The sequence below is a fragment of the Leifsonia sp. NPDC058248 genome, from assembly GCF_042881905.1.
GTDB lineage: Bacteria > Actinomycetota > Actinomycetes > Actinomycetales > Microbacteriaceae > Leifsonia.
Genome location: NZ_JBHVXB010000005.1, coordinates 145,466 through 169,889 on the forward strand (window position 1 = coordinate 145,466; position 24,424 = coordinate 169,889).

The following is a 24,424-nucleotide window of genomic DNA, read 5'->3' on the forward strand; positions in this document are numbered from 1 at the left end:
ATGCACTGGATGCGCACGATCACTGGGTCGGAGGGAGCTCGACGATGACGATCATCCAGGGTCAGACGGATCAGTTCACGCTCGAGAGCCAGCCGTTCTCGGAAGGCCCGTTCGGCGAGGGGTTCGGCGAGGGGCCGAGCGGCGAGACGACCGCCGGGACCAGCTCGGAGAGCGAACCGAAAGGCGTCGGGTACACGCCGTGGGCGGAGAACCTGACCCCGTTCTCGGAGACCTCGTCGCCGATGGGAGAGCGGGAGAGCCTGCTCGACAGCGCGTTCGAAGCGGTGCGCGACGAGGCCTTCGACGAGGCCGTCGGCGAGCTGCTCGCCGAGACGGAGGACGCTGTCGCGCAGCGCTTCTCCGACGAGTCGCCCGCCTCCTCCGGGGAGCGCGAGCGCATCGCGGCCGGCCACCTCGCGCCGATCCAGTTCGCGGCGGAGCGATACCTCGAGAGTCTCGCCGAAGGGCTCAGCAACGTCGACGTCGAAGCGCTCGGCGAGCAGCAGCTGGACGAGCTCCTCGACCGCTTCGATCCGGAACTCACGGAGATCTCGCCCGCGGGCGAGGAATTCATCGGCGGTCTGATCCGCAAGGCCAAAAGCGCCGTCAAGTTCGTGGTGAACACGGCGAAGAAGGTCGGGTCCGCCGCCGGCGGACTGCTCACCGGGGCGCTGAAAGGCCTGGTCAAGCTCATCCGGCCACTGCTGAAGCGCGTCCTGTCGTTCGCCATCGGGCGTCTGCCCGCACCGTTGCAGGCGCCGGCACGGCTGCTGTCGTCGAAGCTGTTCGGCGAGAGCGAGTCCGAGCAGTTCGAGGCAGACCGAAGCGGCGAGGACTTCGCGACGACGCCGGCCGTGGCGTCGGACACCGAGACGCTCGTGGACTCGTTCGACGCGGCCCTGGCCGAGGCGATGCTCTCGGAGGGGGAGACCGGAGGCGAGTCGGAGGCGTTCGATGTCGAGTACCTGGACGAGGGCGCGACCGGAAGCACCGAGCTGGAGGCGCTGGCCGAGGCCCGCGGACGACTGATCGACGCGCTCAGCGAGGCGAAGAGCGGGGACGAGGTCGCGCCGGCGGTCGAGCAGTTCATCCCGGCGCTCCTCGGCGCCCTCCGCGTGGGGATCAGCCTCGTCGGGCGTCCTCGCGTGGTCGGATTCCTCGCCAAGTTCCTCGGCAAGCTGATCGGCAAATGGGTCGGGCCCACCATCTCGGGTCCCCTCTCCAACGCGATCGTGGACACCGGCCTCCGGCTGATCTCCCTGGAACAGCTGGAACCGGAGCTCGAGACGGAGGCGGTGCCGGTGATGCTCGCGAGCACCATCGAGGACACCGTGCGGCAACTGGCCGAGACGCAGGAGTACGAGCTCGAGGACGAGAGCCTGATGCAGGCCGCGACCGCCCGCGCGTTCGACCGCTCGGTGGGCGCCAACTTCCCGCCGACGCTCATCCGGACGGGAGTGCAGCGCGCTCCGGCCCTCGGCGGGCGGTTCGTGGCACGGCGCGCCCGCACGCTGCGTCCGTACCGCCGCTACAGCCGCTCGCCCGAGATCGAGGTGACGGCGACGATCGCCGACAAGCTCGACACGTTCGGCGGCGTGACCCTCGGCGCCAGTCTGAAGGCCGCCGGTCTGACGCTCCCCGCGCGGGTGCGCATCCACATCTTCCAGGCGACGGTCGGCACCTCGCTGCGGAGGATCGCGGCGATCGAGCGGACCCGTAGCGGCGTCCGGCTGTCCAGCTCGCAATTGCACCCCCTCACCCCGAACGCGGCGGGTCTCCTGCTGCGTGAGCCTGGACTCGGCGTCGCCGTCCCCCCGGAGTTCCTCCGCACCCGCGCACGGGTGGCAGCCGGGCAGCGCTTCTACTGGCTGGAGCCGCTCTCGCCCTCCGCCGCGATCGCCGTCGCCGGAGCGGGACGCCCCGGCCGGGCCGGACGGACGCCGGCAGGCTCCCAAGGGTGGGTGGTCGTCGACACGACCGCGTCGAGAGTCGTGGTCGCGCTCTACTTCTCGGAGACCGATGCGCAGACCATCGCCGCGGGCATCCGGGAGGGTCGCAGCGAACCGGTGCTGATACCGGCGCTGAGCGCGGCCTACGACCGACTGGCCAGGTCGTTCGCCCATCCGTCGGGACGGGTGCGGATCGTCAAGGAGCTCGAGCAGGGCGAGGACGCCCTCGGCCCGGCGCTCGGACGGCTGGCGCCCACGATCGTGTCCGCTCTGCGCGCGCGCATCCGGAGCTGGCTGCTGCCCGCCTTCGCGGCCTGGGCACGCGGCGAGGCGGCGGAGTTCGCCCGCGCGGCGGCCGATCCGCGCAGCGGCGTCACGGTGACAGCGACCATCTCGTCGGCGCCGGGCCTCCCACTCCTGAGGCAGGCGCTCACCGGCACGCTCGGCGTGGCCGCTCTCGCCACGATCACGTCGGGGAGCGCCTTCCGCGGCAAGCCCGCTGTGACCATCGGCGTGCGGACGGGCAAGCACCGGCCATGATCACCGACCTCGACGCCCGCGCAGTCGCCGACGACCTGGAACGCCAGATCGCCCACTGGCTCGCGGCCGCCACCACCTTCCAGGATGCCGAGGAGTTCGCCTCGGAGGCGGCCTGGCGGTCGGTGGAGTCGTATGTCGGCATCCCGCTTCGCCGGCACCTCGGCGTGGTGGTCGGTGAGCTCGTCGACATCGGCACGGCCACCCTCGCGCTGACGAGGGCCGCCCACCGCGATGCGACGGCGCTTCCCGCAGCCGTGTCCGGGGTGCAGCAGTTCCGGCGGCGCTTCACCCAGGTCGAGACGACTCTCGACTTCTTCGGCGACGCGGTCTCGTCGCGCACCAGCCCACAGCTGCGCGCTGCGCTGCAGTCCCTCGACGCCTTGGCCATGGCGAGCATGCAGCCCGTGCTCGCTCGGGCGGGCAGCGCGCCCGTACCCGTTCTCACGTATGTGGACAAAGGGATGGGGGCGTCGATCCTGCGGGCGGGCATCCGGTTGTGGGCGCCCGGCAGCATCAACCCCGTCGCCGCCATCAAGATCGTGCGGCACAACCTCTACCGGCCAACCTCCCTCTTCCACGAGGCCGGGCACCAGGTGGCGGCCCTCACCGGATGGGTGCCGGCCCTGGAGGCGTCGCTCACGAGGGCCCTCGCCTCCGACCCGCAGCTGCAGTCGATGTGGTCGGCGTGGAGTTCGGAGATCGCGGCCGACGTGTTCGCCTTCGCCCACACCGGATACGCCTCGGTCACGGCGCTGTACGACGTCGTCGGCGACGCGCGCACCATCCTGCGCTGGCCGATCGGCGACCCGCACCCTGTCGGCTGGCTGCGCACCCTTCTCGGCTGCGCCTTCTGCCGGCAGGTCTACGGCCACGGGCCGTGGGACGACCTCGAGACGGCGATGCTGGCACTGTTCCCGCTCCGCCAGGCGGATGTGACCGTGCGAGCTCTGCTGGAGAGGTCGCGGCAGCGCATGGACGCGATCGCCGACAGCTGCCTGACCGCGCCCATCCCGGGCCTCGACGGGCGGCCCATCGCGAGCGCGGTGGATCCGGCGCGGGTGTCGCCGACAGCGCTGGCGGAACTCGAACGCGTGGCGGGGACCGCCCTCTGGACCTCGCCGCACTGGCGTCGCACTGAGGGCATCCGGATCGTCGCCCTCGCCGGGCTGCGCGAGGCCGAGAGGCCGGCCGAAGCCGCGACCTGGGTCGAACGAGCACGCAGCTGGATGAACACGGGCGCCCTGGCCGCCTGAGACAACACGGAGATCGGAGAAGAAATGAGCGACACGAAGCCTTCCGGCGGCTCTGCGGACCGCAGGACCGTCGCCGGCGCCTTCCGCGAGATCGACAGACTCGTGGCCATCCACGAACGGATCGCCGCCGAGAACGAACGGATCTCCGAGGAGAACGCGCAGATGCGGATCGAGAACGAACGCATCCGCAACGAGCACGAGCAGATGCGGCGCGACTACGACAGCCGCCAACGCGAGTTCGACGAGCGGCAGAAGGACCTGTTCCTGGTCAGCGGGATCGACGCGATCAGCAACGTGCTCGAGAACGGGTTCGACACGGTGATCGGCCAGCTGCAGCCGCTCGCGGACCTCGTGCCCTCCAACGGAGAGGTGCCCCTCCCCGACGATGTGGCGGAGCGCTTCGTGCTGCTGCAGCAGACCATGCAGCGCATCCGGGCGAACTCCTACGAGGTGTCCCTCGTCGAATACGACGTCGGCTTCCTCAACGACCCCCCGCCGGCGATCGTCGTCGGCGTTCCCACCAGCTCGTTGTCGTGAGACGGCAGAAAGGGACATCATGATTCCGCAGCTCACCAGGCGACTCCTGTCGGCGCCGACCGGATCCGGGCCCACGCTCCCGATCACCAACGCCGGGGAGGCGGCCGCGGCCGTGCTCAGCGCAGACCCGTTCGACCTCGTGCTCTACCTCGAGCAGGTGTGGGACAGCGCCAACGTGTGGGCGCCGAACGGCAAGCCCGCCGGTCCGGCGCGCACCGCGCTGTACAAGACCGGCAACTTCGCGGCCTACGAACCGGTGGCCGGTCCCGCCTGGGACCACTTCCTCGCCTCGTACGTGCTGGAGAACACCCGGATGGTGCAGATCTTCGGTCGCGTCGTCCGCGAGTTCCGCAGCGGGGAGGGCCTCGGAGTGCCCTCGGTCGCGACCCAGTGGTGGCTCGACACCACCGAGACGATGCTCCTCGGGGCGTGGAACATCCTGCCCGCCTGGCTCTCCACGAGCGCTGCACGCCCCGACCCCGAGTCGGTCAGACGCAACGCGTACTGGCGGATGTTCGGGATGGACCTCTCGTTCGGCGCCGACGACAACCGCCCGAAGGTCTACCAGAAGGCTCTCGCCTCCAACACGGGATTCGTCAAACTGTTCGAGGAGCTGCTCTACGAGATCTGGCAGGCGATGATCAACCTGCGCAACGTGGCCGGGGTGAACTCGGCCGACAACGACCGCATCTACGCCATCGCCCAGGAGCTCCAGTACATCCTCCGGTCGCGGCGGCAGAAGGCCGTGCTCGCCCGTGAGGAGCTCGCCTCGGCGACAGCTCTCGGCTGGCTGAACCTCACGATCGACAGCAACACGCCGGTCGTGGTCGACCTCAAGGCGCAGGCGACGAGCGCCGGCGACCGCCTGCGGCTGATCGGGGAGCGGGTCGGTCTGCCGGCGCACTCCAAGTCGACGTCGCTCATCACCATGGCCGAGGACCTCTCGATCCTCATGCGCACGATCGAGGCCGACATCGTGACCGGCCCGGAGTCGGCCTGGGTGCTGTACGACACCGTCGCACCGGGCGGCTCGAGCCTCACCCCGCTCGGTTCGTTCACGCGCCGGATCATCACCGAGTGGTCCTCGGCGGCCGGCCGTGACCTCAAGGCGCGCAAGGCGCCCATCGAGGTGCAGCGGCGACCAGCGGCACTCGTCCGCTGACGCCGCCGACGCAGCCGGGAAGGGCGAGCGATCATGATGGAGAGCCAGACGTTCAGCGAGCAGCTGACCCTCGGCGGTTTCGAGTCTCCGTTCGAGTCTCCGTTCGAGACGATGCCGGAGGCCGGGAGCGGGTTCGAGGCCGGGTATCCGGGGCCTGTCGGCGAAGGCGAGGTTTTCCCGTCGGGGACCGTCCTGACGGAGACGACCGGGGCGACGGGCCCCGGCGAGGAGCACTGGGACCCGAACAACGCCGGGCTGCCCCTGCTGTCGACGGGGCCGGCTGTGCGGACGTTGCCGTTGTCGCAGCACTTCACCGTCGGCGAACTCGTGCGCAGTGGAGGTCAGTACGCCGACGTCGCCCGCATCTCCCCGCAGCTGGTGCGACTCCTGCAGGGCATCCGGGAACGCGGGGGCAAGGCCGTTCGGATTACGTCGGGCTACCGATCCTGGAAGCGCAACGGCGTCGTCTACAAGGAACGCGCGCAGAGGGATGGCGGAGACCCGACGCCGACGCTGAGTCGTCACTGCTCGGGACAGGCAGCGGACATCAAGATTGCCGGAATGTCCGGGATCGAGATCGCAAAACTGGCAATCGATGCGTGGGGCACCGAACTCGGCGTCGGAATCGGGTACACCTATGCCCACGTCGACGTCCGGCCGAGGTGGGCGTCATGGACGTACTTCGGCGGCAAAGACCGCGTCCGTGCGCTCCGGGAGATCCGGGCTTACCGGGCAGCGAAGGGTGGCAAGACGGTGCCGCCGGTGCCGCTGCCGCCGGTGCCCGTTCCGGTGCCGCCGGTGCCGATCCCGCCGGTGCCCGTCGTCCCGGGATCGGTGCGGGCGGGCGGCCTGATCGTGCCGGCCTCGCCGCTGCTCGCGTCGCACCGAGGCACGCATCCGGATGTCGTTCTCGGCTGGAACGACATGTCGTCGCCGACCGCGATCGACGTCGTCGTGCACCTGCACGGATTCTCGCCCAGCGGAAAGGCGATGCGTCTCGACACGGAGAAGCTGCCCCTCAGCGGGCTCGGGCTCTCGCAGCGCTCGCGCCCCACCTTGACGGTGCTCCCGCGCGGCGATTTCTACGGCGGCTCGTCCGGCCGGGGGTACGACTTCCCGGCGCTGAAGGGCCAGGGTCGCATCGACGCCCTGGTCTCGGATGCGCTGGCCAGGTTCACCGCGAAGACCGGCGTGAGCGCGCCACGCGGCCGGCTCATCCTCACAGCACACTCCGGCGGTGGGAAGGCTCTGCTTGCGATCCTCGCGAACACCGATCCGGATGAGGTCCACGTCTTCGACGCGCTCTACCAGCCGTCGACGGCGCTGGGGGACTGGATGGAGCGGCGCATCGCGCAGCAGCTCGGCTCGCCGGCATCTCCGCCGCCGGCGATGCGCGTGCTCTACCGGGTCAGCAGCGCAAAGGTCTCGACGCAGCCGTCGAGCGAGACGCTCGGCCGGCGGCTCGCCGCGGTGCTCTCGGTGCCGGGGGCGGCCGGGCTGCGCGATCGATTCCGGGTGGAGCGAACCACGGAGGCGCACGACACCATTCCGCGGCGGTACGGCGCCACGCTGCTGGGGGATGCGGGGGCCGACCTGCCGGCGACGTCGCGCTTTCCTGCCGGGTCGGCGGGGGAGGCGTACGCCGGGTTCGCGGGACTCTCCGGAGTCGCGGGACCGGAGAGCGCCGAATCGCTCGCCTGGGATGCGTTCGAGGCGGAGGGGTTCGAGCCAGAGGGGTTCGAGCCTGAGGGGTTTGAGCCTGAGAGTTTTGAGGCGGAGGGGTTTGAGCCTGAGAGTTTTGAGGCGGAGGGGTTCGAGCCGGAGGGGTTCGAGCCCGAGGGGTTCGAGCCCGAGAGTTTCGAGGCGGAAGGGTTCGAGCTGGAAGGACTCGAACCGGAGTGGTTCTCGCCCGAGGGCTATGAGCTGGAGAACTTCGAGCCTGAGTCGTTCGAGGCGGAAGGACTGGAGCTCTTCGAGCCCGAGGGCTACGAGTCGGAGGGTTTCGTGTCAGGAGAACTCGAAACCGAAGCATTCGAGCCCGAGACATTCGAGCCCGAGGCGTTCGAAGCAGAGGGCTTCGATCCCGAGTCGCTCGAACCCGAGCTCCTCGAGCCCGAGCTGCTCGAGCCCGAGGGCTTCGATCCCGAGTCGTTCGAGCCCGAATACGAGACACCCGTCGCCCCCGTCCAGCTGGACTCCGAACAGCTCGATCCCGAGGTCGTCGGGCTCAGCGACCTGGTCGCCGAGGAGTTCGAGAACGAGGGCTTCGACTCGTTCTCCGCTGCGATTCATTCCGTCGAGACGTCGTCGCCTTCTGCGGGATCGTCCCTGCGTCCCGCCCCGCCGTCGGCAACGGCCAACCCCGATTACGCCGACCCCAACAACGCCGGCCTGCCTCTGCTCTCGACCCCGCCATCCACTCACCGGATGCGCCTGGCGAAGAACTTCACCGTCAAGGAGCTCGTCTCGAGCGGTGGGCAGGCCTCGCCGTACGCGCGGATCTCGCCGGAGCTCGTGCGCGTTCTCCAGGCGGTCCGCGACCGCGTCGGTCGCGCCGTCTATGTGGACTCCGGCTTCCGGTCGTGGGCCCGCAACGTCGCCGTGTACCGCGCCCGGGGACAGACCCCGACGAAGAGCAGGCACTGCTCCGGCCAGGCCGCCGACATCCGCGTCAACGGGATGAGCGGCGAAGCGCTGGCCAAGCTGGCGATCGACGCGACCGACGGCGAGCTGGCACTGGGCATCGGCAGCAACTACATCCACCTGGACGTGCGGGGGACGTGGGCGCTCTGGACGTACATCCCCGGCCAGGCCGGGATCGCCGCGAAGCAGGCGGTGTTCGCGCATCACGCGAAAAAGAAGAAGAAGCCGCAACCGCAGCCCAAGCCCCAGCCCCAGCCGAACCCCCAGCCGAACCCGAAGCCGGCCCCGCAGCCGATCCCGAACGCCGTCGACGCACGCTTCTCGGTCATCCGCCCCGCCTTCCTGGCGACGAACGACGCCACGATCCGCGCGACCCTCCTGCAACGCGGGGTCGACTTCGCCCGAGCGCACGCGACCGACGTACGCAAGAACGCCGGCAAGGCGACGAGCATCACCGCCACCACCCGGGCGCGCATCATCGCCGAGACCGGCGTGGGCAGACCCGGCAGCGACCATCCGCACCTCGACGCCAACGCCCTGACCGGCCGGGTGACCAACGACCGGTTCGAAGACGCCTACGCCGCGTGGGCCGAGAACCCGACGCAGTCGGTCGAGCCGTGGATCCTGATGGCGGTGTGGGCGAAGGAGGGGCTGACGACGGCGCCGATCCCCCCGACGGTCCAGGGCAACGACGCGGCGGATGCCCGTGCCATCTGGCGCTCCAGCGCGCTCTTCATCAACTTCGGCACCGACCACTACGTCAACGTCACGGCGCATCCGGGAGCGGACAACAGCATCTCCACCCAGCCCGGCGCCGGCGCGGATCACGACCGGGTCTTCCGCCGGGCGATCGCCGACCAGGTCACGGCGGGCCGGCTTCCGCGGAACATCGCGGGCGAGATCGACGCACAGCTCACCGTCACGGCCGACCCGGCCACCCCCGGCGTCTTCACCGTCGTCGCCGGCTGGCGGTTCTTCGTATTGGCACTCATGCTGACCGATGCCTTCTGGCGTGAGACGCACACCGCAGCAGCCGCGATTCCGGCCGTCACGGCGGGCTCCCCGAACGAGCTCGACCTTAACGGCATGGCCTACCTGAAGTGGAACACGCGGCCGTCCTCGTTCAACCAGCTCGTCCGGCGCGACATGACGAAGAATCCGGACCCCGACGGGACCGTGCCGACCCTGCCGGTCTGGGCCTTCCACCGCGAGGTCAAGAAGAACCAGTTCGACGGGCCGCGCTCGAACGCCATCCGGATGATGTTCAACATCCCGATCTTCCGCGAGGTGTACGAGGGACCCTGAGCGCGGCGACCCTACCCGCTCATCCGCGGACCTTCCAGAGGTCTTCGATTCTTCGAAGGGAGTACGGACGGGAGGTCCAGATCGGGTCCGTATGGTTTCCGGATGCCCGCGGCGACACCGCCCCGACACTCCCGTCGGGCCGGTCGCGGGCAACGGAAAGGATCCTGAGTGAACAACCGTAAGAACACCTCCGAGAAGTCCACCTCCGAGAAGTACATCGTGTCCGGCACCAAGCGTTTCGCCATCGGCGCGGCATCCGTGCTGGCCGCCACCGCGCTCGTGGGAGTCGGAGCCCAGGGAGCGTTCGCGGCGTCGTCCGACCACACGCCGGCGGGATCGGGCTCGGGCTCGGGCTCGTCCTCGGCCTCCGCGTCGGCCGGCACGCGCGGGGCGCACGCCTTCGGAAGCTCGACCCTGTCGCTCGACGACCTGACACGCGACCTCGGAGCCGGCTCACCCTCCGCTCACCTCGACGGTGCGAAGGCGCAGGCGCTCGCTAAGAAGCTCGCGGGCGACTCGGCTCTGTTCTCGCTGCTCCCGTCCAGCCTGCAGCGGGACGTGACGACGCTGAAGGACGCGTCGCCGAGCGAGCGCACCGCCGACGCGAAGAAGATCGTGTCGACCGCCCTCGACGGCGGCTACGGCTCCGCCATCAAGAGCCTCGCCACCCACCTGCGCGACGCCCGCGAGACCTCGTCGTGGAAGTCGATCGCCCGCGGTGTCGGGCACGACTTCGACGCCTCGAACATCGGCGGGACGGGTGCCGAGATCGCCACCACGGTGACCGGTGACGCGCAGCTCTTCGCGTCGCTGCCCACCGCGCTGCAGAGCGATCTGACGGCGCTCTCGAAGGCGCCGTCGTCCGAGCAGACGGCCGACGTCGTGAAGATCGCGACCACCGCGATCGCCGGCGGCTACGGTGCGACGATCCAGAAGGTCGCCGACCAGCTCCAGTCGGGCATCGCCTCGACGCGCTAGGCGCCGGGTCGATGGGAAGGGACGGGGTCCGGCATCACGCCGGGCCCCGTCTCACGCTCGGCCCGTCTCACGCTCGGCCCGTCTCACGCTTCGGGGATGGGCTCCTTCGGCAGCTTCCGCACCTTCGCCCTCCGGCGTCGCCTTTCCGGGATCATCGAGCGCATCTCCTCGAGCTTGCCGAAGCAGAGGAGCCGGTCGCCGGCCTCCAGTTCGACGCCACCGCGCGGATTCGGGATGACCGTCGCGCCACGGTGAAGGGTCAAGACCGTGATGTCGCGCTCGCCGAGTCCGGAGTCGCGCATCCGCTTGCCCACGAGGTCGGCGTTTCCGTGCACCACGAGCTCCGCGACCCCATAGCCCGTCGAGACGCTGAGGCGCTGGCGCACGTCGATCTCGGGGAAGGCGACCTGGTTGTCGATGAAGTCGATGATCGCGCCGGCCACGTCGAGCCCGGTCGCCGTCTCGATGCCTTCCAGGCCCGGCGACGAGTTGACCTCCATGACCAGGGGGCCGTCGTTGCCCTCGAGCATGTCGACCCCCGCGACGCGGAGTCCCATGATCTGCGCCGACCGCACCGCCGCCTGCTCGTACTCCGGCGTCAGCTCGACGGGCTCGACCGTGCCGCCGCGGTGCACGTTCGACCGGAACTCGTCGCCGCTCGCCCTGCGTCGCATCGCAGCGACCACGCGGTCGCCCACGACGAGAGCCCGGATGTCGCGCCCCCGGCTCTCCGAGATGAAGCTCTGGATCAGCACGTTCTGCTTCGTCGAGTGCAGCGTCTCGATGATCGCCTCGGCGATCTTCACTTCGGGGGCGAGGATGACGCCGATGCCCTGCGTCCCCTCGAGAAGCTTGATCACGACGGGGGCGCCGCCGACCTTCTCGATCGCCAGGCGCACGTCCGCGCGGCTGTGGACGAAGGCCGTCGCGGGCATCCCGATGTTGTGCCGCGACAGGATCTGCGTCGCCCGCAGCTTGTCGCGTGAGTTCGTGATGCCGTTCGCGGTGTTGGGCGTGTACACGTCCATCTGCTCGAACTGCCGCACGACGGCGGTGCCGAAGTACGTGATCGAGTTGCCGACGCGGGGCAGGATGGCGTCGTAGTCCGACAGCAGCCGGCCCCGGTACTGCAAGTCGGGCTCAGGCCCGGACAGGTCGATCGCGAACCGCAGCGTGTCCAGCACCTTCACGCGATGACCGCGTTGCAACGCCGCTGCTCGCAACCGCTGAGTCGAATACGCCTGCGGGGCGCGCGAAAGGATCGCCAATTTCATGGGTGTGCCCCTGCAAAGATGGTGGAGTGATCAACGACCTCCATTCAAGCACCATCGCAGGCTGGCGCGAATGGGTGTCGCTGCCCGGCGCCGGCGTCCCCTGGATCAAGGCGAAGCTCGACACCGGTGCCCGCAGCTCTGCGTTGCATGCCTTCGACATCGAGGAGCTCCCCGGCGACGGCGACGAAGACGGCACCGGCGGCGGCCGCGGCGACCGGGTCCGTTTCCGGGTGCGGCCGTGGCAGCGGTCGGAGCAGGACGTGGTCGTCGTCGAGTGCCCCGTCCACGATCGCCGCCTGGTGCGCAGCTCATCCGGCCACAGCGAGGAGCGCATCGTCGTGCTGCTGGACGTCGAGCTTTTCGGCCGCACGATCACGGCCGAGACCACCCTGAGCAACCGCGACCAGATGGGGTTCCGGATGCTCATCGGGCGTGAAGCCCTCCGCCAGGGCTTCGTCGTCGATTCCGGGGAGTCCTTCCTCGGCGGGCGGGCTCCACGAGTCATCCGGCGTCGCAACCGCGGTCGCGAGTAGTCGCTCCCGACCGGTTGCGCGCCGGCCTGGTTCCTGTACCGTGTGCGGCACGACCCGGATCCCCGGCGAGCCCGACGAAGGAGACCCGTGAAACGCGCTGCGCTCATCTACAACCCGATCAAGGCCGATCCGGATGAGCTGAAGAAACTCGTGAAGCAGGCCGAGCAGGCGAACGGCTGGGACGAGACCCTCTGGTTCGAGACGACCGAGGAGGAGCCCGGCGGGAGCCAGGCCGAGGACGCGCTGAAGCAGAAGGCCGACCTGATCATCGCTGCGGGCGGCGACGGGACGGTCCGTGTCATCGCCGAGGTGATGCGTGGCACGGGCATCCCGTTGGCGCTTCTGCCGTCGGGCACGGGCAACCTGCTCGCGCGCAACCTCGATCTGACGCTCGACGACGTCGAGCACGCCCTCGATACTGCGTTCACCGGCACCGATCGGCCGATCGACATGGGCGTCATCGAGATCCGGGACGGCGACGCAGGGACCAGGAGGCACGGCTACCTCGTGATGGCCGGGCTCGGGCTGGACGCGAAGATGCTCGCCAACACAGACGAGGACCTCAAAGCCAAGGCCGGCTGGCTCGCCTACGTGAAAGCGATCGGCGCTGCGCTCCGCGACGAGAACCAGCTCCACCTGCGGTATCGCCTCGACGGCAGGAGCATCCGGTCGGTGCGGGCCCACACGATCATGATCGGCAACTGCGGCTCGCTGCCGGCGAACATCTTGCTGCTGCCCGAGGCCTCCGTCGACGACGGGGAGTTCGACATCGTGCTGCTGCGCCCCGAAGGCTTCGTCGGCTGGTTGCAGATCATGGTGAAGATCTTCTGGGAGAACGGCGTACTCCGGCGAACGACGGCGGGCCAGAAGCTGATGGGACTCACCAAGGAGGTGCGCGCGCTCAACTACCTCAAGGGCAAGGAGCTCGTGCTGAAGCTGAGCCGGCCCGAGGAGGTCGAGCTCGACGGGGACAGCTTCGGCCGGGCCACGGCGATCCGCACCTGGGTCGACCCGAAGAGCCTCCTCGTGCGCATCCCCGCCGAGGCCGCCCCCGCCTGACCCCACCAGCATGGTGAGTCCGTCCAAAGTGTCGTTATAGGGCCCGAAATCGGCTCTATAACGACACTTCGGGCCAACTCAGCGTCGGGCAGCGCGGCTGCCTGTGGAGAAGTCACGCCGCGGGCTGTCTCACGCCCGGCCGGGGTCGGGAGGTGACGCGCGAACGGCGCGCGGATCAGGAGGCGACGCGCTCGAGGCCGTCGAGGATCAGGTCCAGGCCGAACTCGAACTCGACCTGGTCGTCGCACCAGCCGAGGGTGGAGTCGGGGTCGTCGTGCCGGACGACCGCCAGCATCCCCACCAGGTGGGGGAGAGCATCCGCCAGCTGTTCGGGGATCTCGGAGTCGCTGTCGTCGTCGGACAGCTCCTGGGTGAACCCGAACATCCGGCTGCCGAGGGCGTGCATGGCGTGGTGGATCAGGTCGTACGACAGGCCGCCCGACCGGATGATGCCGATCACCGAGTCCACGTAGCGCGCCTGCGTCAGGCCCAGGTTGGAGCGGCTCTCCAGCACGGCCGGGACCCACGGATGCTCGAGCATCACCGTGCGCGCCGCGAGGATCCGCCCGCGCAGGGTCGCCTTCCACCGGGCATCCGTCGCCGCTGTCGCGAAGCCCCCGACGTGCTCTTCGATCTCTGCGAAGACGAGCTCGATCACACCGTCGAGGATCGCCTCCTTGTTCGGCAGGTGGTAGTAGATCGACATGACCTCGACGCCGAGGCGCTCGGCGAGGCGACGCATCGTGAACGCGTCGATTCCGGACTCGTCGGCCAGGTCCACGGCTGTGCGCAGCACGCGCTCGCGGGTCAGGGGGGTGCGCCGTTCGGCGCTTCGTTCGGCGGTCGACGTCATCACGCCCTCCTTCTCGTCAACCGTACAACGTTCATGCGCCGAAACCGCCTCTAGCCATCAGGAGGAAATCGCGCTACCTTACAGTGTAAGGCGTACAACGTAAGGTAACGACGTGATCCGAGGCGGAATCATGAGGGCAGCGGTCTATCGCAGGTTCGGCGGTCCCGAGGTCGTGCACGTCGAAGAGCTCCCGAAGCCGACGCCCGGACCGGACGACGTGCTCATCCGGGTGCACGCGAGCACGGTGAGCGTCGCGGACTACCGCGCGCGCAGCCGCGACCTCCCGAAGGGGCTCTGGTTCTTCGGACCGCTCACTTTCGGCGCGTTCCGGCCGCGCATCCCGGTTCTCGGCATGGATGCCGCGGGAGTCGTCGAAGCCGTCGGCGCGAACGTCACGCGGTTCTCACCGGGGGACGAGGTCATCGCGATGCTGGGATCGAAATTCGGCGGCCACGCCGAGTACGCCCGCATCCCGGAGCACGGCGGCATCGCCCTGAAGCCGGCGAACCTGGACTTCGACGACGCCGCCTCTCTGATCTTCGGCGGCCACACCGCCGTGTCGTTCCTCGATCGCGCCGGCGTCGGCGCCGGCGACGAGGTCCTCGTGAACGGGGCCTCCGGCGCCGTCGGCTCCGCCGCCGTGCAGATCGCGAAGCACCGGGGCGCGACCGTCACCGCCGTGTGCAGCGGTGCCAACGCCGAGCTGGTGCGGGAACTCGGCGCCGACCGCGTCATCGATTACGCCGAGACCGACTTCGCCTCCGAGGGGCTGACCTATGACGCGATCGTCGAATGCGTGGGAAACGCGCCCTTCGAACGCGTCGAGAGCTCCATCAAGCCGGGTGGCGCCTACCTGCCGGTGATCAGCGATCTGCGCGGCATGCTGCGCGCCCGCGGCAACGCCCGTCGCAGCGGCAAGGCGATCCCGTCGAGCAGCGTCCCGTCGTCTCCGACGCTCCTCGCCGAGGTGGTGGCGATCGCCGAGCAGGGCGGGCTGCGCCCTGTCATCGACAGCGCCTACGGCCTCGACGATGTCGCGGAAGCGCATCGGCGGGTGGCGACCGGTCACAAGCGGGGGAACGTGGTGCTCCGCATCCGTGGCGCCGAGGAGGGTGCCGCCGAACACCATGCGGCGGCCGAGCAGGGGTAGCCGCGCTACGCGAGGTGGTCGAGGTAGCGCAGGATGATCCCCTCGCGCAGGGCCCAGGGGCAGACCTCGAGCTCGTCCACGCCGAACGCCCGCATCGTCTCCCGCAGCACGACCCCTCCGGCGACGATCTGGAACGTGCGGTCGGCGGTGATCCCGGGAAGGGCAGTGCGCGCATCCGCCGGCATCTGCGCCAGCCGAGGAACCCAGTCGGCCAGTTCCGACCGCTTGAGCAGGCTCCGCTCCGTGCCGCCGGGACCCGCAGCCGTCGAGCCCGCGAGCCGCGCAAGCGACCGGATGGTCTTCGACGTCCCGATCACGTGCTCGTTCGGCGAGCGCTTCGGGAACGCCTTCACCGCATCCTCGAGCACCGCCCGGGCGTGGTCGCGAAGCGTCTCGACCTGGTCGGGCAGCGGGGGATCGTCGTGCAGGAACCCGATCGTGCTCCGTCCGGCGCCGAGCGGCACCGAAACGGCGACATCCGGGTACTCATCCACTCCTGCCGCGATCTCGAGCGAGCCGCCGCCGATGTCGAGGAGCAGGATGCTGCCGGATGACCAGCCCGACCAGCGGCGCACGGCCAGGAACGTCAGCCGTGCCTCGTCCTCGCCCGACAGCACCTGGAGGTCGACACCGGTCTCGCGAAGGATCCGGTCGAGGACCGCGGGCCCGTTCGTCGCCTCGCGCAGGGCGGACGTCGCGAACGGCAGCAGCTCGTCGATGCCCTCCGCGTCGGCGACCCGCATCGCCGCGGCGATCGCATCCAGGATCGCCTGGCTTCCCTCGTCGCTGATCGCGCCATCCGGGGTGATGTACCGCATCAGCCGAAGCACCGACTTGTGCGTGGCGGCCGGGATGGGGCGGGCGCCCGGGTGCGCATCCACGACGAGCAGGTGGATGGTGTTCGAACCGACGTCGAGGACTCCGAGGCGCATAGTCAGACAGTACTGCGCGCGAACCCCGCGTAGCATGGCGCCCATGGCCAATCCGGTTGTACATTTCGAGATCATCGGGCCCGACCCTGACGGGCTGCGAAGCTACTACGCGGCTCTGTTCGGGTGGGATGCTCCCGCTGGAGCGCCGGTCGCGGCGGAGGTGTCCGATCAGGACGCGTACTCGTTCATCGACACCAGCCTGACCGGCGATGCCGGCATTCCCGGCGGCATCGGGGGAGGGCCGGATGCCGTGGCGCACGTCACCTTCTATGTCGGGGTTCCGGATGTGGAGGCCGCGCTCGACGACGCCGAGCGGCTCGGCGGCACGCGGGTGCTCGGGCCGGTCCGCAACGAGGGCGGCGACGTGACCGTGGGGCATTTCATCGATCCTGCGGGCAACCTCATCGGGGTAGCGGGCCCGCAGTAGAGGGGCCACCGCCCAGGCAGCGCGCTACCCGCAGAGGCTCACGCCCGCCGAGGTGAGGATCACCGAACGGTTCTGCTCCGCGAGAGCATCCGAGTAGCGGCCCGACGCGTCCGTCTCGCTCTTCCAGCCGCACCAGTCGTAGCCGACGCCTGCCGTCGTGAGCAGCGAAGCGGGCACGCCCAGCCCGACGAGCGCCGCCTTCACCGCGTCGGCTCGCCGCAGCGACAACGCCGTGTCGGACGTGTTGTTCGTCGCCTGATCTTTGGAGGCGGTCCCGGTGATCGTCACGGCGGCCCCGTTCTGCTCGATCGAGGGCACCAGCTGCGACAGCACCTGCGACGCCTTCGCGGGGTCGGAGAAGGTCGCGGTGTCCTTCACGAACAGCAGGTCGCTGTTGCGGATCACGATCGGCTTGGTCCAGTCGGTCTTCGTCTGCTCGGCCTCGACGGGCACGACCGAGACGGCGGGCAGACCGGATGCCGCACCGCCCGACGCGGGCTCCGGCAGCAGCGACAGGGTGCCACCGGCCGCCTTGATGATCGCCGCCCACAGGGCCTGGAGATTGCTTCGCGCCGGAATCGTCAGCGGAGTCTGCGAACCGGCGACGTCGCCCAGCCCCGACCAGTACACCGTGACCCCCTTGAGGTCGGTCGGCAGCAGCCCGCGCGAGCGAAGGTCGCCGACCACCTGCGCCGGGTCGGCGTAGAGCACGCCGCTGGCCGCGAAGTTCAGCGGGTCGGTGGTCTGCAGCCCGCTGCCCACGACGAGCACGCCCATCGGGTGGGAGCCGAGGTTGCGGGCCGCCTGATCGATCGATCCGAGGAAGTCGACCTGCGGCGAGGCCGCCTTGAGGCCGTCGATGTACGAGGTGATCTGGGCGAGCTTGGTGCGCTGGTCGTTCTGGCAGACCACGGCATCCTGGGCCGTCGAGCCGATCACCGTGGTGCCCATCACCTGCGGCTTCCCCGACGGCACGACGACCGTCACGCTGCCGTTGCTCTTGCCGACGGCGGCGAGCTGGGCGGTCGCGGAGGTCGGCAGGCTGGCCGCGGGCGCGTTGGCCGTGCTGCCGGCGACGACGCCCAGGTTGCGCTTCTGGGACTGGTCGCAGGCTCCGCCGGACGCGGTCGCCGGGGTGCAGGCGGTCAGGCCGGCGCCGAGTGCGATCACAGCGGCGAGAGCGATGCCTGCTCGAGCGAGGAAGCGGGAATTCACGGTTGATGGGTCCTTTCAGTGCCGAGGCAGGGGCCGCGGGCGGCCGAGGCGAGTCAGTCGGTCAGCTGAGCCGGCGGGATGCTCGGCGAGATCTCCGGCGGCTCGACGTTCCGCCGTGCCCGCAGCTCGCGGATGATCTGGCTCGTGCTCTCGGGGTCGCGCTCGCGCCGCGCCAGCTGGGTGGCGAGCTGAGCACGCAGGAGGTCGACCCGCGCTGCGAAGGTGACGCGCGCGCCGGTGTAGCGGACCGCATCCTCGCGGTCGAGTCGCAGCGCCTGCTGGGTGGCCTCGCGCGCCGCGACGGCTTCGCCGAGCAGCTTGTCGCGGTGGACGCGCAGTTCCTCGACGTGCCGGTGCGCCTTCTCGGCGGCGCTCAGCAGCGGACGCGTGGTGAGCCAGGCGACGATGAAGCTGATGAACCCGGAGGTCGCCAGCACGCCCAGCATCAGGAACGCCATGATCGTGTCGGGCGCCGACCACGAGAACGCGGCCGGGGCGGGCGTCGTCGTCGCTCCCGTGAGTCCGGTGAGTCCGCCCGCGTTCGAGGCGTCGATGCCGGCCTTGATCCGCGCGATGGTGATCGTGGCGAGAAGTGCGCACCAGATCAGGGCGAGCAGCACGGCGGCGATCGACCACCGTCGCGCCATCACCCCGGCCTGGATGCGGCGCATCAGGATGGCGACGACATGCGGCAATGCGACGACGGCGAGCGAGATGCCGAGGGTGATCACGTACATCTGCAGGCCGATGGACCCGTACTGGCTGTCGTTGCGCAGCAGCAGGGTCAGCGCCTGCGAGAGCAGGATGTAGTCGACCGTGATCATGCCGAGCAGCAGCAGATACACGAGGACGTGTGCGAACGTCGAGATGTGTCCGACCCGCGGGCGCATCCGGGGCGGTCTCAAGACGATGTCTCTGGCCATGTCGTTGCTCCTTCAGCCGCTCACGCGTAGTTGTGCAGCTCGGGGTCGCCCCCGAGCAGCTTGGAGTCCATGCGCTCGGCGGCGACTTCGGCGCGGGCGATCTGGTCGTCGCTGCGCACGAGCGCGCTCCGGATGAGTTCCTCGCGCGTCTGCGCCGTGGCCACGCGGGCGGCGGCGAGGGCGACGTTCCGGGTTCGCTGGCGCTCGATCTCGGCGACGCCGGTGCGCTCGAAGGCGGCGAGTTCGTGCTCGAAGACCTCCAGCGTCTCGACGTCGACCGCTGCGCGCATCCGGCGCAGTTGCCACAGCAGCCGTCGGCGGAGTCGTCGCGTCTTCGGGACGGTGTAATCGGCCAGCGGCCGGTCAGGCTTGGACATCGGTTCTCCCCTGCCAGAGTTCCAGAAGCTTGTTGTTCTCTTTGGTGGTCAGCCACTCGGAGCGGCGCAGCACGGGGGCGCGGTCGACGGGAGGGACTGCAGCGGTGCCGGATCGCCGGAAGGCTCCCCAGTAGATGGCGATCTTCTCGTCCGAGTGGTCGTAGAAGCGGTTCGCGCGCAGTTGCGCGGCGGTGAAACGCGAATGGATGAGCGCGGAGAGCTCGTCGGTGCGGCGGTGGTCGCGCTTGATGCGGCGTTCCAGCCGCCGCAGCTCGTCGAAGATCGGCCCGTGACCTTCGGCGATGCTGTCGCGTTCGGCCGGCGGGAGGATGTCGAGCTTCTCCTCATACGTGGCCAGGTCGGTGTCGAGCTCCTTGGTGAGGATGCGGTGCTCGGTCAGTTCGCGGTGGATGTTCGAGAAGAACCGTTGCTCCTCGCGGCGTGCGTACGTGTTCGCGCGCGCCTGGATCGCCTGCACCGTGGGGGTGGTCGGCTCGACCTGGTCGTCGTCGAAACGCGATCCGGATGCACTCGATCCGGATGCACTCACCGCCGCATCCCGCTGGGCGAGGCGCTCGAGGCGCTTGCGCGCGAGTCTCCCGACCCGAAAGGGCAGCAGGGCGGCGCGGGGTGCACGATGCGAGCGTGTCGCCATGAGAGTCCCTTTCCGTCGTGCCTGTTGGTCCGCATACCGGCGGACCTCGAAGCGTACGGTCAGGTCCTGGCAATGTTCTAGGGGAATGTCGAATGAATACCGATAGTGATCTCATTCGGGCGCCGCCGCGCGGTCGTCGTGAGCATCCGGGCGACACGCCGCGCGCGCATCAGCGAGGGGTGCGAAAGGTGCCGCATCCGGCGTGAATGCGCCTTTTCGCCCCTCTCGGCCGCGCATCCACGCGTGTCGGGAAGCCGCCATGTCGAGCGTTGCGTGCGCGGCGGTCAGGGGGCGATGCGGCCGGCGAGGAAGCCGTCGATCATTCCGGCGAGCATCCGGGTCACGCGAGGCTCGACGTCGACGACCGCGTGCGCGAGTCGTGGATCGCTGCGGTAGAGCGCCTCGACCTCCGGTCCGGGCGTCGCCATCTGGAACAGCGCCCCCGACAGCGAGGTCGCCGCGGCGACGATGTCGACCACGTCGCGCTCGGTCATGGTCGGCAGAAGTCGCCGGACCGACGTGACGATGAGGTCTACTTCTTCGAGGGTCACGAGCTTGAACGCCCGCACAGACTCGAGCGAGACGTTCCGTTCCAGGTTGAGCGGCGCCTGCGCGAGCAGGTCGCAGAACATGGGACGGGCCGCCAGCGACGACGCGAACGCCCGGGCGACGGCCTGCGCGGTGGCGACGGCCTGCGCGGTGGCGACGGAGGAGCGCGCGTCCGGCGCGTCGAGCGCGTCGAGGGATGCCCGGAGCGCCGGCGACCACTCGCGCCAGCCGTCGGCGGTCAGCCGCAGGAAGATCTGCTCGCGCGTCTCGAAGTAGCGGAGCAGTGCCGACTTGTGCATCCCGACCGCCTCGGCGATGTCCGTGAGCGTGACCTGCCGGATGCCGCGCTCACCGCCGAGGGCACGCGCGGCATCGAGCACGGCGTTTTCGCGCTGCCGTTTGGCCTCGACGCTGCGGGCCCGCTGGAATCCTGTCGTGGTCACGCCGACAGTCTAACGCAACCCAGTTGCGTAAATAAGAGAACAGTGTTTTACTAACTCTCATGACACAACAGGTCTGGTTCATCACAGGTTCTTTGCGCGGCTTCGGTCGCGCCCTCGTCCGCGCCGCGCTCGTAGCAGGCGACCTCGTCGCCGCCACGGCGCGCAAGCCCGAGCAACTCGACGATCTCGTGGCCGAATTCGGCGACAGCGTGCATCCGATCGCCCTCGACGTGACCGATCCCGACGCTGCGCGCTCCGCGATCCGGGATGCCCGCGAGCGGTTCGGCCGCCTCGACGTGATCGTCAACAACGCGGGCTACTCCAACGTGTCGCCGATCGAGACGACCGACGACGACGACTTCCGCACCCAGTTCGAGACCAACTTCTGGGGCGTCTACAACGTCTCGAAGGCGGCGATCCCCGTGCTGCGCGAACAGGGCGGCGGTCTGGTGATGCAGTTCTCCTCGACCGGGGGCCGGGTCGGCGGATCGCCCGGGATCGCGTCGTACCAGGCGGCCAAGTTCGCGATCGACGGCTTCAGCCGCGTGCTCCGGGTCGAGACCGCGCCGTTCGGCGTGAAGGTGATCGTGGTCGAGCCGAGCGGGTTCAAGACCGACTGGGCGGGCTCGTCCATGATCGTGCGGGACATCCCCGAAGCGTACGAGCCGACGGTCGGCTTCATGAACAGCCGGATGCGGCAGAACGCCGACGGCCCGGCCGGCGACCCGCAGCGCGCGGCCGAGATCCTCGTGCAGGTCGCCAAGCGCAGGGACATCCCGTACCACCTGCCGCTCGGTGTGAACGCGGCCGAGATGTCCATCGATCAGGACCACCGCCTGCTGGGCGAGGACCAGAAGTGGCGGCTCGTGAGCCGTTCGGCCGACTTCGCCGAGCCGTACCCGGCCGAGTTCCCGCCCGACGCCGCGTAGCTGCGGGCGCGGTGGCTGCCGGTGCCGCCGCGGCGCCGTCGCCGGAGCGACGTCACCGCAGGAGCGCCGAACTCCGGATGCGCGCCCCGCGCTCTGGGGCTGCCGCGCACGTCGGGCGTCCCCGTACGCTGTGGGTGCCCACCGACGAGAGGCCGCTCGATGACCGACACCCGCTTGCCCGCTGCGGGCTGGTACGCGGACCCCGCGAACCCGCTGACCGCACGATGGTGGACGGGTGCGACCTGGAGCGAGCACATCCAGGCGATCCCGCCGGAGGCTGCGCCGGTGCCCGTCGCTCCCGCGCCCCAGCCCGCCGCCGCACCGCCTTTCGCGCCCGCGCCCGCCGCACCACAGCCCGCCGCCGCCGTGCCCGACAACGTCTACCGGCCGATGGCGCGCCGCTACGACCCCCCGCTCGAGCTCGCCGGGCGGGGCCAGCTGAAGAACGTGCTCGCCTATCGCAGTGTGAACTTCGGCGTGGTCGCGGTCATCCTCTTCGTCGTCAGCGTCATCTGCACCGACCTCGCGGTCCACGGGCCGGTCTTCCTGCTCTTCGCGTCCATCGCCTTCGTGATCGTGGGCACGGCGATCGCCGTGACGGGTCTCATCCTCGCGATCGTCAGCCTCTTCCGCGTCCCTACGTACCGCGGACTCGGGCCGGCGCTGACCGGTCTGGTGCTGGGCCTCGTCTTCAGCTTCACGATCCTGCTCGTGCGCTTCGCGATGACCTTCGTACTGACCTTCCTGGGGTGAAACGCCGGCCGTGAGGGCGCAGCGCGGGCCGGGGCGGCGGGGCGCGGGCCGGCACGGTGCAGCGCAGGCCGGCACGGTGTAGCGCGCCGCCCGGGACCCGCGGCACAATGATCGACATCACGATCGTCCGCGCCGGGTATCGCGGGCGGGGGATCACCTACGCTCTCGTGCGGGAGGCGGTCGGGTTCGCGCGCGAGCGGGGCGCCCACGCGCTGGAGGGGTATCCGATGATCACCCAGCCCGGCCGGGCCGTCTCGTGGGGCGAAGTGCACGTGGGCAGCCGGAACGTCTTCGTCGCGGCCCGGTTCGACGAGGTCAGCCGGCCCACCAAACGCCGCGTCGTCATGCGCATCGACTTCTAGGACGGGAGCGCGGCCGCCGGCAACTCCGGAGATCCGGGCCGGATGCGCGCCGATCCTCCTTGTCCCGGCAGAATTCGCCGGTGTGTCGAATGAAAGTTCCGGAGTAGCCGACGGGCACGAATGAGCACGAACGCAGGGATGGTGATTTTTACTCATTTCTTGCAAGCTAGGGGGCAGCGATGTGCCCGCCACCCGGACGGACCCACCCTCGACCCCACGAAATGGAGATACCCGAATGTCCAGCTCCCTTGTCGACACCGTCGCCGACACCCCGTTCCGGCGCCTCGCCGAGCAGATCGCCGGCGCGGTGGTCACACCATCCGATCCCGACTGGGACGTCGTGCGCCAGGCCTGGAACCTCAGCAACGATCAGCGACCCGACGTGGTCGTCGTGCCGGCCGACGCCGCCGACGTGAGCACCGCGGTGCTCTTCGCCCGCGACAACGCCCTCCGCATCGTGCCCCAGGGTACCGGCCACCTGGCCTCCCCGCTCGGCGACCTCGCCGGGAGCCTGCTCCTCAACACCTCCGCCCTCCGCAGCGTCGAGGTCGACGCCGAGAACGAGACGGTCCGGGTCGGCGCCGGTGTCGTGTGGGGTGAGGCGACCGGCGAGCTCGCACAGTTCGGCCTCACCGCCCTCGCCGGGTCCTCGCCCGACGTGGGCATCGCCGGTTACATGCTCGGCGGCGGCTACAGCTGGCTCGCCCGCAACCGCGGCCTTGCCACCTCCACCGTGACCGCGATCGACGTCGTCACCGCAGACGGCCGCCCGCTCCACGTCACCGCCGACGTCGAGCCCGACCTGTTCTGGGCGCTGCGCGGCGGCGGCGGAAACACCGCGATCGTCACCTCGATCTCGTTCCGCGTCTTTCCGATCGCCGACGTGTACGCGGGCATGATGCTCTTCCCTCTCGCCCGCGCCGGCGAGGTGCTCCGCGCCTACGAGGAGTGGACGCGCGACCTGTCGGACCAGGCCACCACGTGTGTGCGCCTGGTGCGGCTGCCTCCGATGCCCGAGCTTCCCGACTTCTTGCGCGGTCAGTCGTTCGCGGCCGTCGACGGCGCCATCAACGCTCCGGATGACGAAGCGGAAAAGCTGCTCGAACCGTTGCGCGAGCTGGGCCCGGCGATCGACACGTTCGCGCGCATCCCCGCCTCGCAGCTCGGGATGATCCACATGGATCCGCCGACCCCGGTGCCGGCCGTCGGCGACGGGATGATCCTCGACGACCTCACCCCCGAGGCGATCGATGCGCTGCTCGCCGTGGCCGGACCCGAGGCCGAGACGCACCTGCTCGCCGTCGATCTGCGCCACCTCGGGGGAGCGGTCGGCGTTCCGGCGCCCGACGGCGGCGCCATCGACCACCTCCCGGGCCGGTTCCTCCTCTACGCGGTCGGTGTGACGCCCGACGCCGAGAGCGCCGCTGCGATGCAGGTCGATGTCGACGGCATCCGGGATGCTCTGGCGCCGTGGGCGAACCCGCTCGACTACTCGAACTTCCGCGAGGTCAAGACGGATCCGAGCCGCTTCTACTCGGCGGAGACGCTGGAGCGCCTGCGCGCCGTGAAGAACCGGTACGACCCCGACCGCGTCATCCGCACGAGCCACGAACTGTTCTGACG

The 24,424-nt window shown here is 69.8% G+C and carries 22 protein-coding genes; 14 read left to right on the forward strand and 8 right to left on the reverse strand.

All coding sequences use genetic code 11. The features are described 5' to 3' along the window. Window positions 1-44: 44 nt before the first annotated feature. The 6 genes from ACFVV5_RS10020 to ACFVV5_RS10045 all read left to right on the forward strand — a co-directional run bounded on the left by ACFVV5_RS10020 (window position 45) and on the right by ACFVV5_RS10045 (window position 10,367). Window positions 45-2,489, forward strand: coding sequence for a hypothetical protein (locus ACFVV5_RS10020; protein ID WP_387242784.1), 2,445 nt, complete (start codon window positions 45-47; stop codon window positions 2,487-2,489). Next, window positions 2,486-3,742: a hypothetical protein gene (locus ACFVV5_RS10025; protein WP_387242787.1), complete on the forward strand. Its 1,257-nt coding sequence runs from the start codon at window positions 2,486-2,488 to the stop codon at window positions 3,740-3,742. Before ACFVV5_RS10020 ends, ACFVV5_RS10025 begins: the two co-directional genes overlap by 4 nt. Before the next feature lie 24 nt (window positions 3,743-3,766). After that, window positions 3,767-4,279 carry a hypothetical protein gene (locus ACFVV5_RS10030; RefSeq protein WP_387242790.1) on the forward strand — a complete coding sequence of 171 codons (513 nt, stop codon included), beginning with the start codon at window positions 3,767-3,769 and terminating at the stop codon, window positions 4,277-4,279. A gap of 19 nt (window positions 4,280-4,298) precedes the next feature. Beyond that, window positions 4,299-5,441 carry a hypothetical protein gene (locus ACFVV5_RS10035; protein WP_387242793.1) on the forward strand — a complete coding sequence of 381 codons (1,143 nt, stop codon included), beginning with the start codon at window positions 4,299-4,301 and terminating at the stop codon, window positions 5,439-5,441. 33 nt (window positions 5,442-5,474) lie between these two features. Further along, on the forward strand, window positions 5,475-9,389 hold the full coding sequence (locus ACFVV5_RS10040; protein ID WP_387242796.1) for a D-Ala-D-Ala carboxypeptidase family metallohydrolase: 3,915 nt from the start codon (window positions 5,475-5,477) through the stop codon (window positions 9,387-9,389). A 168-nt stretch (window positions 9,390-9,557) separates the two neighbouring features. Further along, a complete protein-coding gene (locus ACFVV5_RS10045; RefSeq protein ID WP_387242799.1) occupies window positions 9,558-10,367 on the forward strand; it encodes a hypothetical protein in 810 nt (269 codons plus the stop codon). 83 nt (window positions 10,368-10,450) lie between these two features. Here the strand turns inward: ACFVV5_RS10045 and rimK are convergent, their stop codons facing one another. Further along, complete coding sequence (rimK, locus tag ACFVV5_RS10050; RefSeq protein WP_387242802.1) at window positions 10,451-11,641, reverse strand: 30S ribosomal protein S6--L-glutamate ligase; 1,191 nt, start codon at window positions 11,639-11,641, stop codon at window positions 10,451-10,453. 29 nt (window positions 11,642-11,670) lie between these two features. Between rimK and ACFVV5_RS10055 the strand changes: the two genes are divergently transcribed. Together ACFVV5_RS10055 and ACFVV5_RS10060 are read left to right on the forward strand one after the other, a co-directional pair. After that, window positions 11,671-12,174, forward strand: a complete 504-nt coding sequence (locus tag ACFVV5_RS10055) for an ATP-dependent zinc protease (RefSeq protein WP_387243243.1) — start codon at window positions 11,671-11,673, stop codon at window positions 12,172-12,174. A gap of 87 nt (window positions 12,175-12,261) precedes the next feature. After that, window positions 12,262-13,233, forward strand: a complete 972-nt coding sequence (locus ACFVV5_RS10060; RefSeq protein ID WP_387242804.1) for a diacylglycerol/lipid kinase family protein — start codon at window positions 12,262-12,264, stop codon at window positions 13,231-13,233. Between the two features lie 175 nt (window positions 13,234-13,408). On the opposite strand, the gene ACFVV5_RS10065 is transcribed toward ACFVV5_RS10060, so the two are convergent. After that, window positions 13,409-14,086, reverse strand: coding sequence for a TetR/AcrR family transcriptional regulator (locus ACFVV5_RS10065; RefSeq protein WP_387242807.1), 678 nt, complete (start codon window positions 14,084-14,086; stop codon window positions 13,409-13,411). Between the two features lie 130 nt (window positions 14,087-14,216). On the opposite strand from ACFVV5_RS10065, the gene ACFVV5_RS10070 reads away from it, so the two are divergent. Further along, on the forward strand, window positions 14,217-15,236 hold the full coding sequence (locus tag ACFVV5_RS10070; RefSeq protein WP_387242810.1) for an NAD(P)-dependent alcohol dehydrogenase: 1,020 nt from the start codon (window positions 14,217-14,219) through the stop codon (window positions 15,234-15,236). A gap of 5 nt (window positions 15,237-15,241) precedes the next feature. Here ACFVV5_RS10070 and ACFVV5_RS10075 read toward each other — a convergent pair whose 3' ends face one another. Beyond that, on the reverse strand, window positions 15,242-16,168 hold the full coding sequence (locus ACFVV5_RS10075; protein ID WP_387242813.1) for a Ppx/GppA phosphatase family protein: 927 nt from the start codon (window positions 16,166-16,168) through the stop codon (window positions 15,242-15,244). Between the two features lie 43 nt (window positions 16,169-16,211). Here ACFVV5_RS10075 and ACFVV5_RS10080 point away from each other — a divergent pair, with 43 nt between their 5' ends. Beyond that, window positions 16,212-16,595 carry a VOC family protein gene (locus tag ACFVV5_RS10080; RefSeq protein WP_387242816.1) on the forward strand — a complete coding sequence of 128 codons (384 nt, stop codon included), beginning with the start codon at window positions 16,212-16,214 and terminating at the stop codon, window positions 16,593-16,595. A 24-nt stretch (window positions 16,596-16,619) separates the two neighbouring features. Here ACFVV5_RS10080 and ACFVV5_RS10085 read toward each other — a convergent pair whose 3' ends face one another. From ACFVV5_RS10085 to ACFVV5_RS10105, 5 genes are all read right to left on the reverse strand, one after another. Continuing rightward, window positions 16,620-17,810, reverse strand: a complete 1,191-nt coding sequence (locus tag ACFVV5_RS10085) for an OmpA family protein (protein WP_387242819.1) — start codon at window positions 17,808-17,810, stop codon at window positions 16,620-16,622. A 53-nt stretch (window positions 17,811-17,863) separates the two neighbouring features. Then, on the reverse strand, window positions 17,864-18,733 hold the full coding sequence (locus tag ACFVV5_RS10090) for a hypothetical protein (RefSeq protein ID WP_387242821.1): 870 nt from the start codon (window positions 18,731-18,733) through the stop codon (window positions 17,864-17,866). 20 nt (window positions 18,734-18,753) lie between these two features. Continuing rightward, on the reverse strand, window positions 18,754-19,110 hold the full coding sequence (locus tag ACFVV5_RS10095) for a hypothetical protein (protein WP_387242824.1): 357 nt from the start codon (window positions 19,108-19,110) through the stop codon (window positions 18,754-18,756). Continuing rightward, a complete protein-coding gene (locus ACFVV5_RS10100) occupies window positions 19,097-19,765 on the reverse strand; it encodes a hypothetical protein (RefSeq protein ID WP_387242827.1) in 669 nt (222 codons plus the stop codon). The genes ACFVV5_RS10095 and ACFVV5_RS10100 overlap by 14 nt, the downstream gene beginning before the upstream one ends. Before the next feature lie 284 nt (window positions 19,766-20,049). Next, entirely contained in the window at window positions 20,050-20,757 is a 708-nt protein-coding gene (locus ACFVV5_RS10105) for a TetR family transcriptional regulator (protein ID WP_387242830.1), read from the reverse strand. A 59-nt stretch (window positions 20,758-20,816) separates the two neighbouring features. On the opposite strand from ACFVV5_RS10105, the gene ACFVV5_RS10110 reads away from it, so the two are divergent. From ACFVV5_RS10110 to ACFVV5_RS10125, 4 genes are all read left to right on the forward strand, one after another. Then, complete coding sequence (locus tag ACFVV5_RS10110) at window positions 20,817-21,686, forward strand: SDR family NAD(P)-dependent oxidoreductase (RefSeq protein WP_387242833.1); 870 nt, start codon at window positions 20,817-20,819, stop codon at window positions 21,684-21,686. Window positions 21,687-21,845: 159 nt separating this feature from the next. Further along, window positions 21,846-22,439, forward strand: coding sequence for a DUF2510 domain-containing protein (locus ACFVV5_RS10115; RefSeq protein ID WP_387242836.1), 594 nt, complete (start codon window positions 21,846-21,848; stop codon window positions 22,437-22,439). 107 nt (window positions 22,440-22,546) lie between these two features. Then, window positions 22,547-22,801, forward strand: a complete 255-nt coding sequence (locus ACFVV5_RS10120; protein ID WP_387242839.1) for a hypothetical protein — start codon at window positions 22,547-22,549, stop codon at window positions 22,799-22,801. 235 nt (window positions 22,802-23,036) lie between these two features. Further along, on the forward strand, window positions 23,037-24,422 hold the full coding sequence (locus tag ACFVV5_RS10125; protein ID WP_387242842.1) for an FAD-binding oxidoreductase: 1,386 nt from the start codon (window positions 23,037-23,039) through the stop codon (window positions 24,420-24,422). Window positions 24,423-24,424 lie beyond the last annotated feature (2 nt).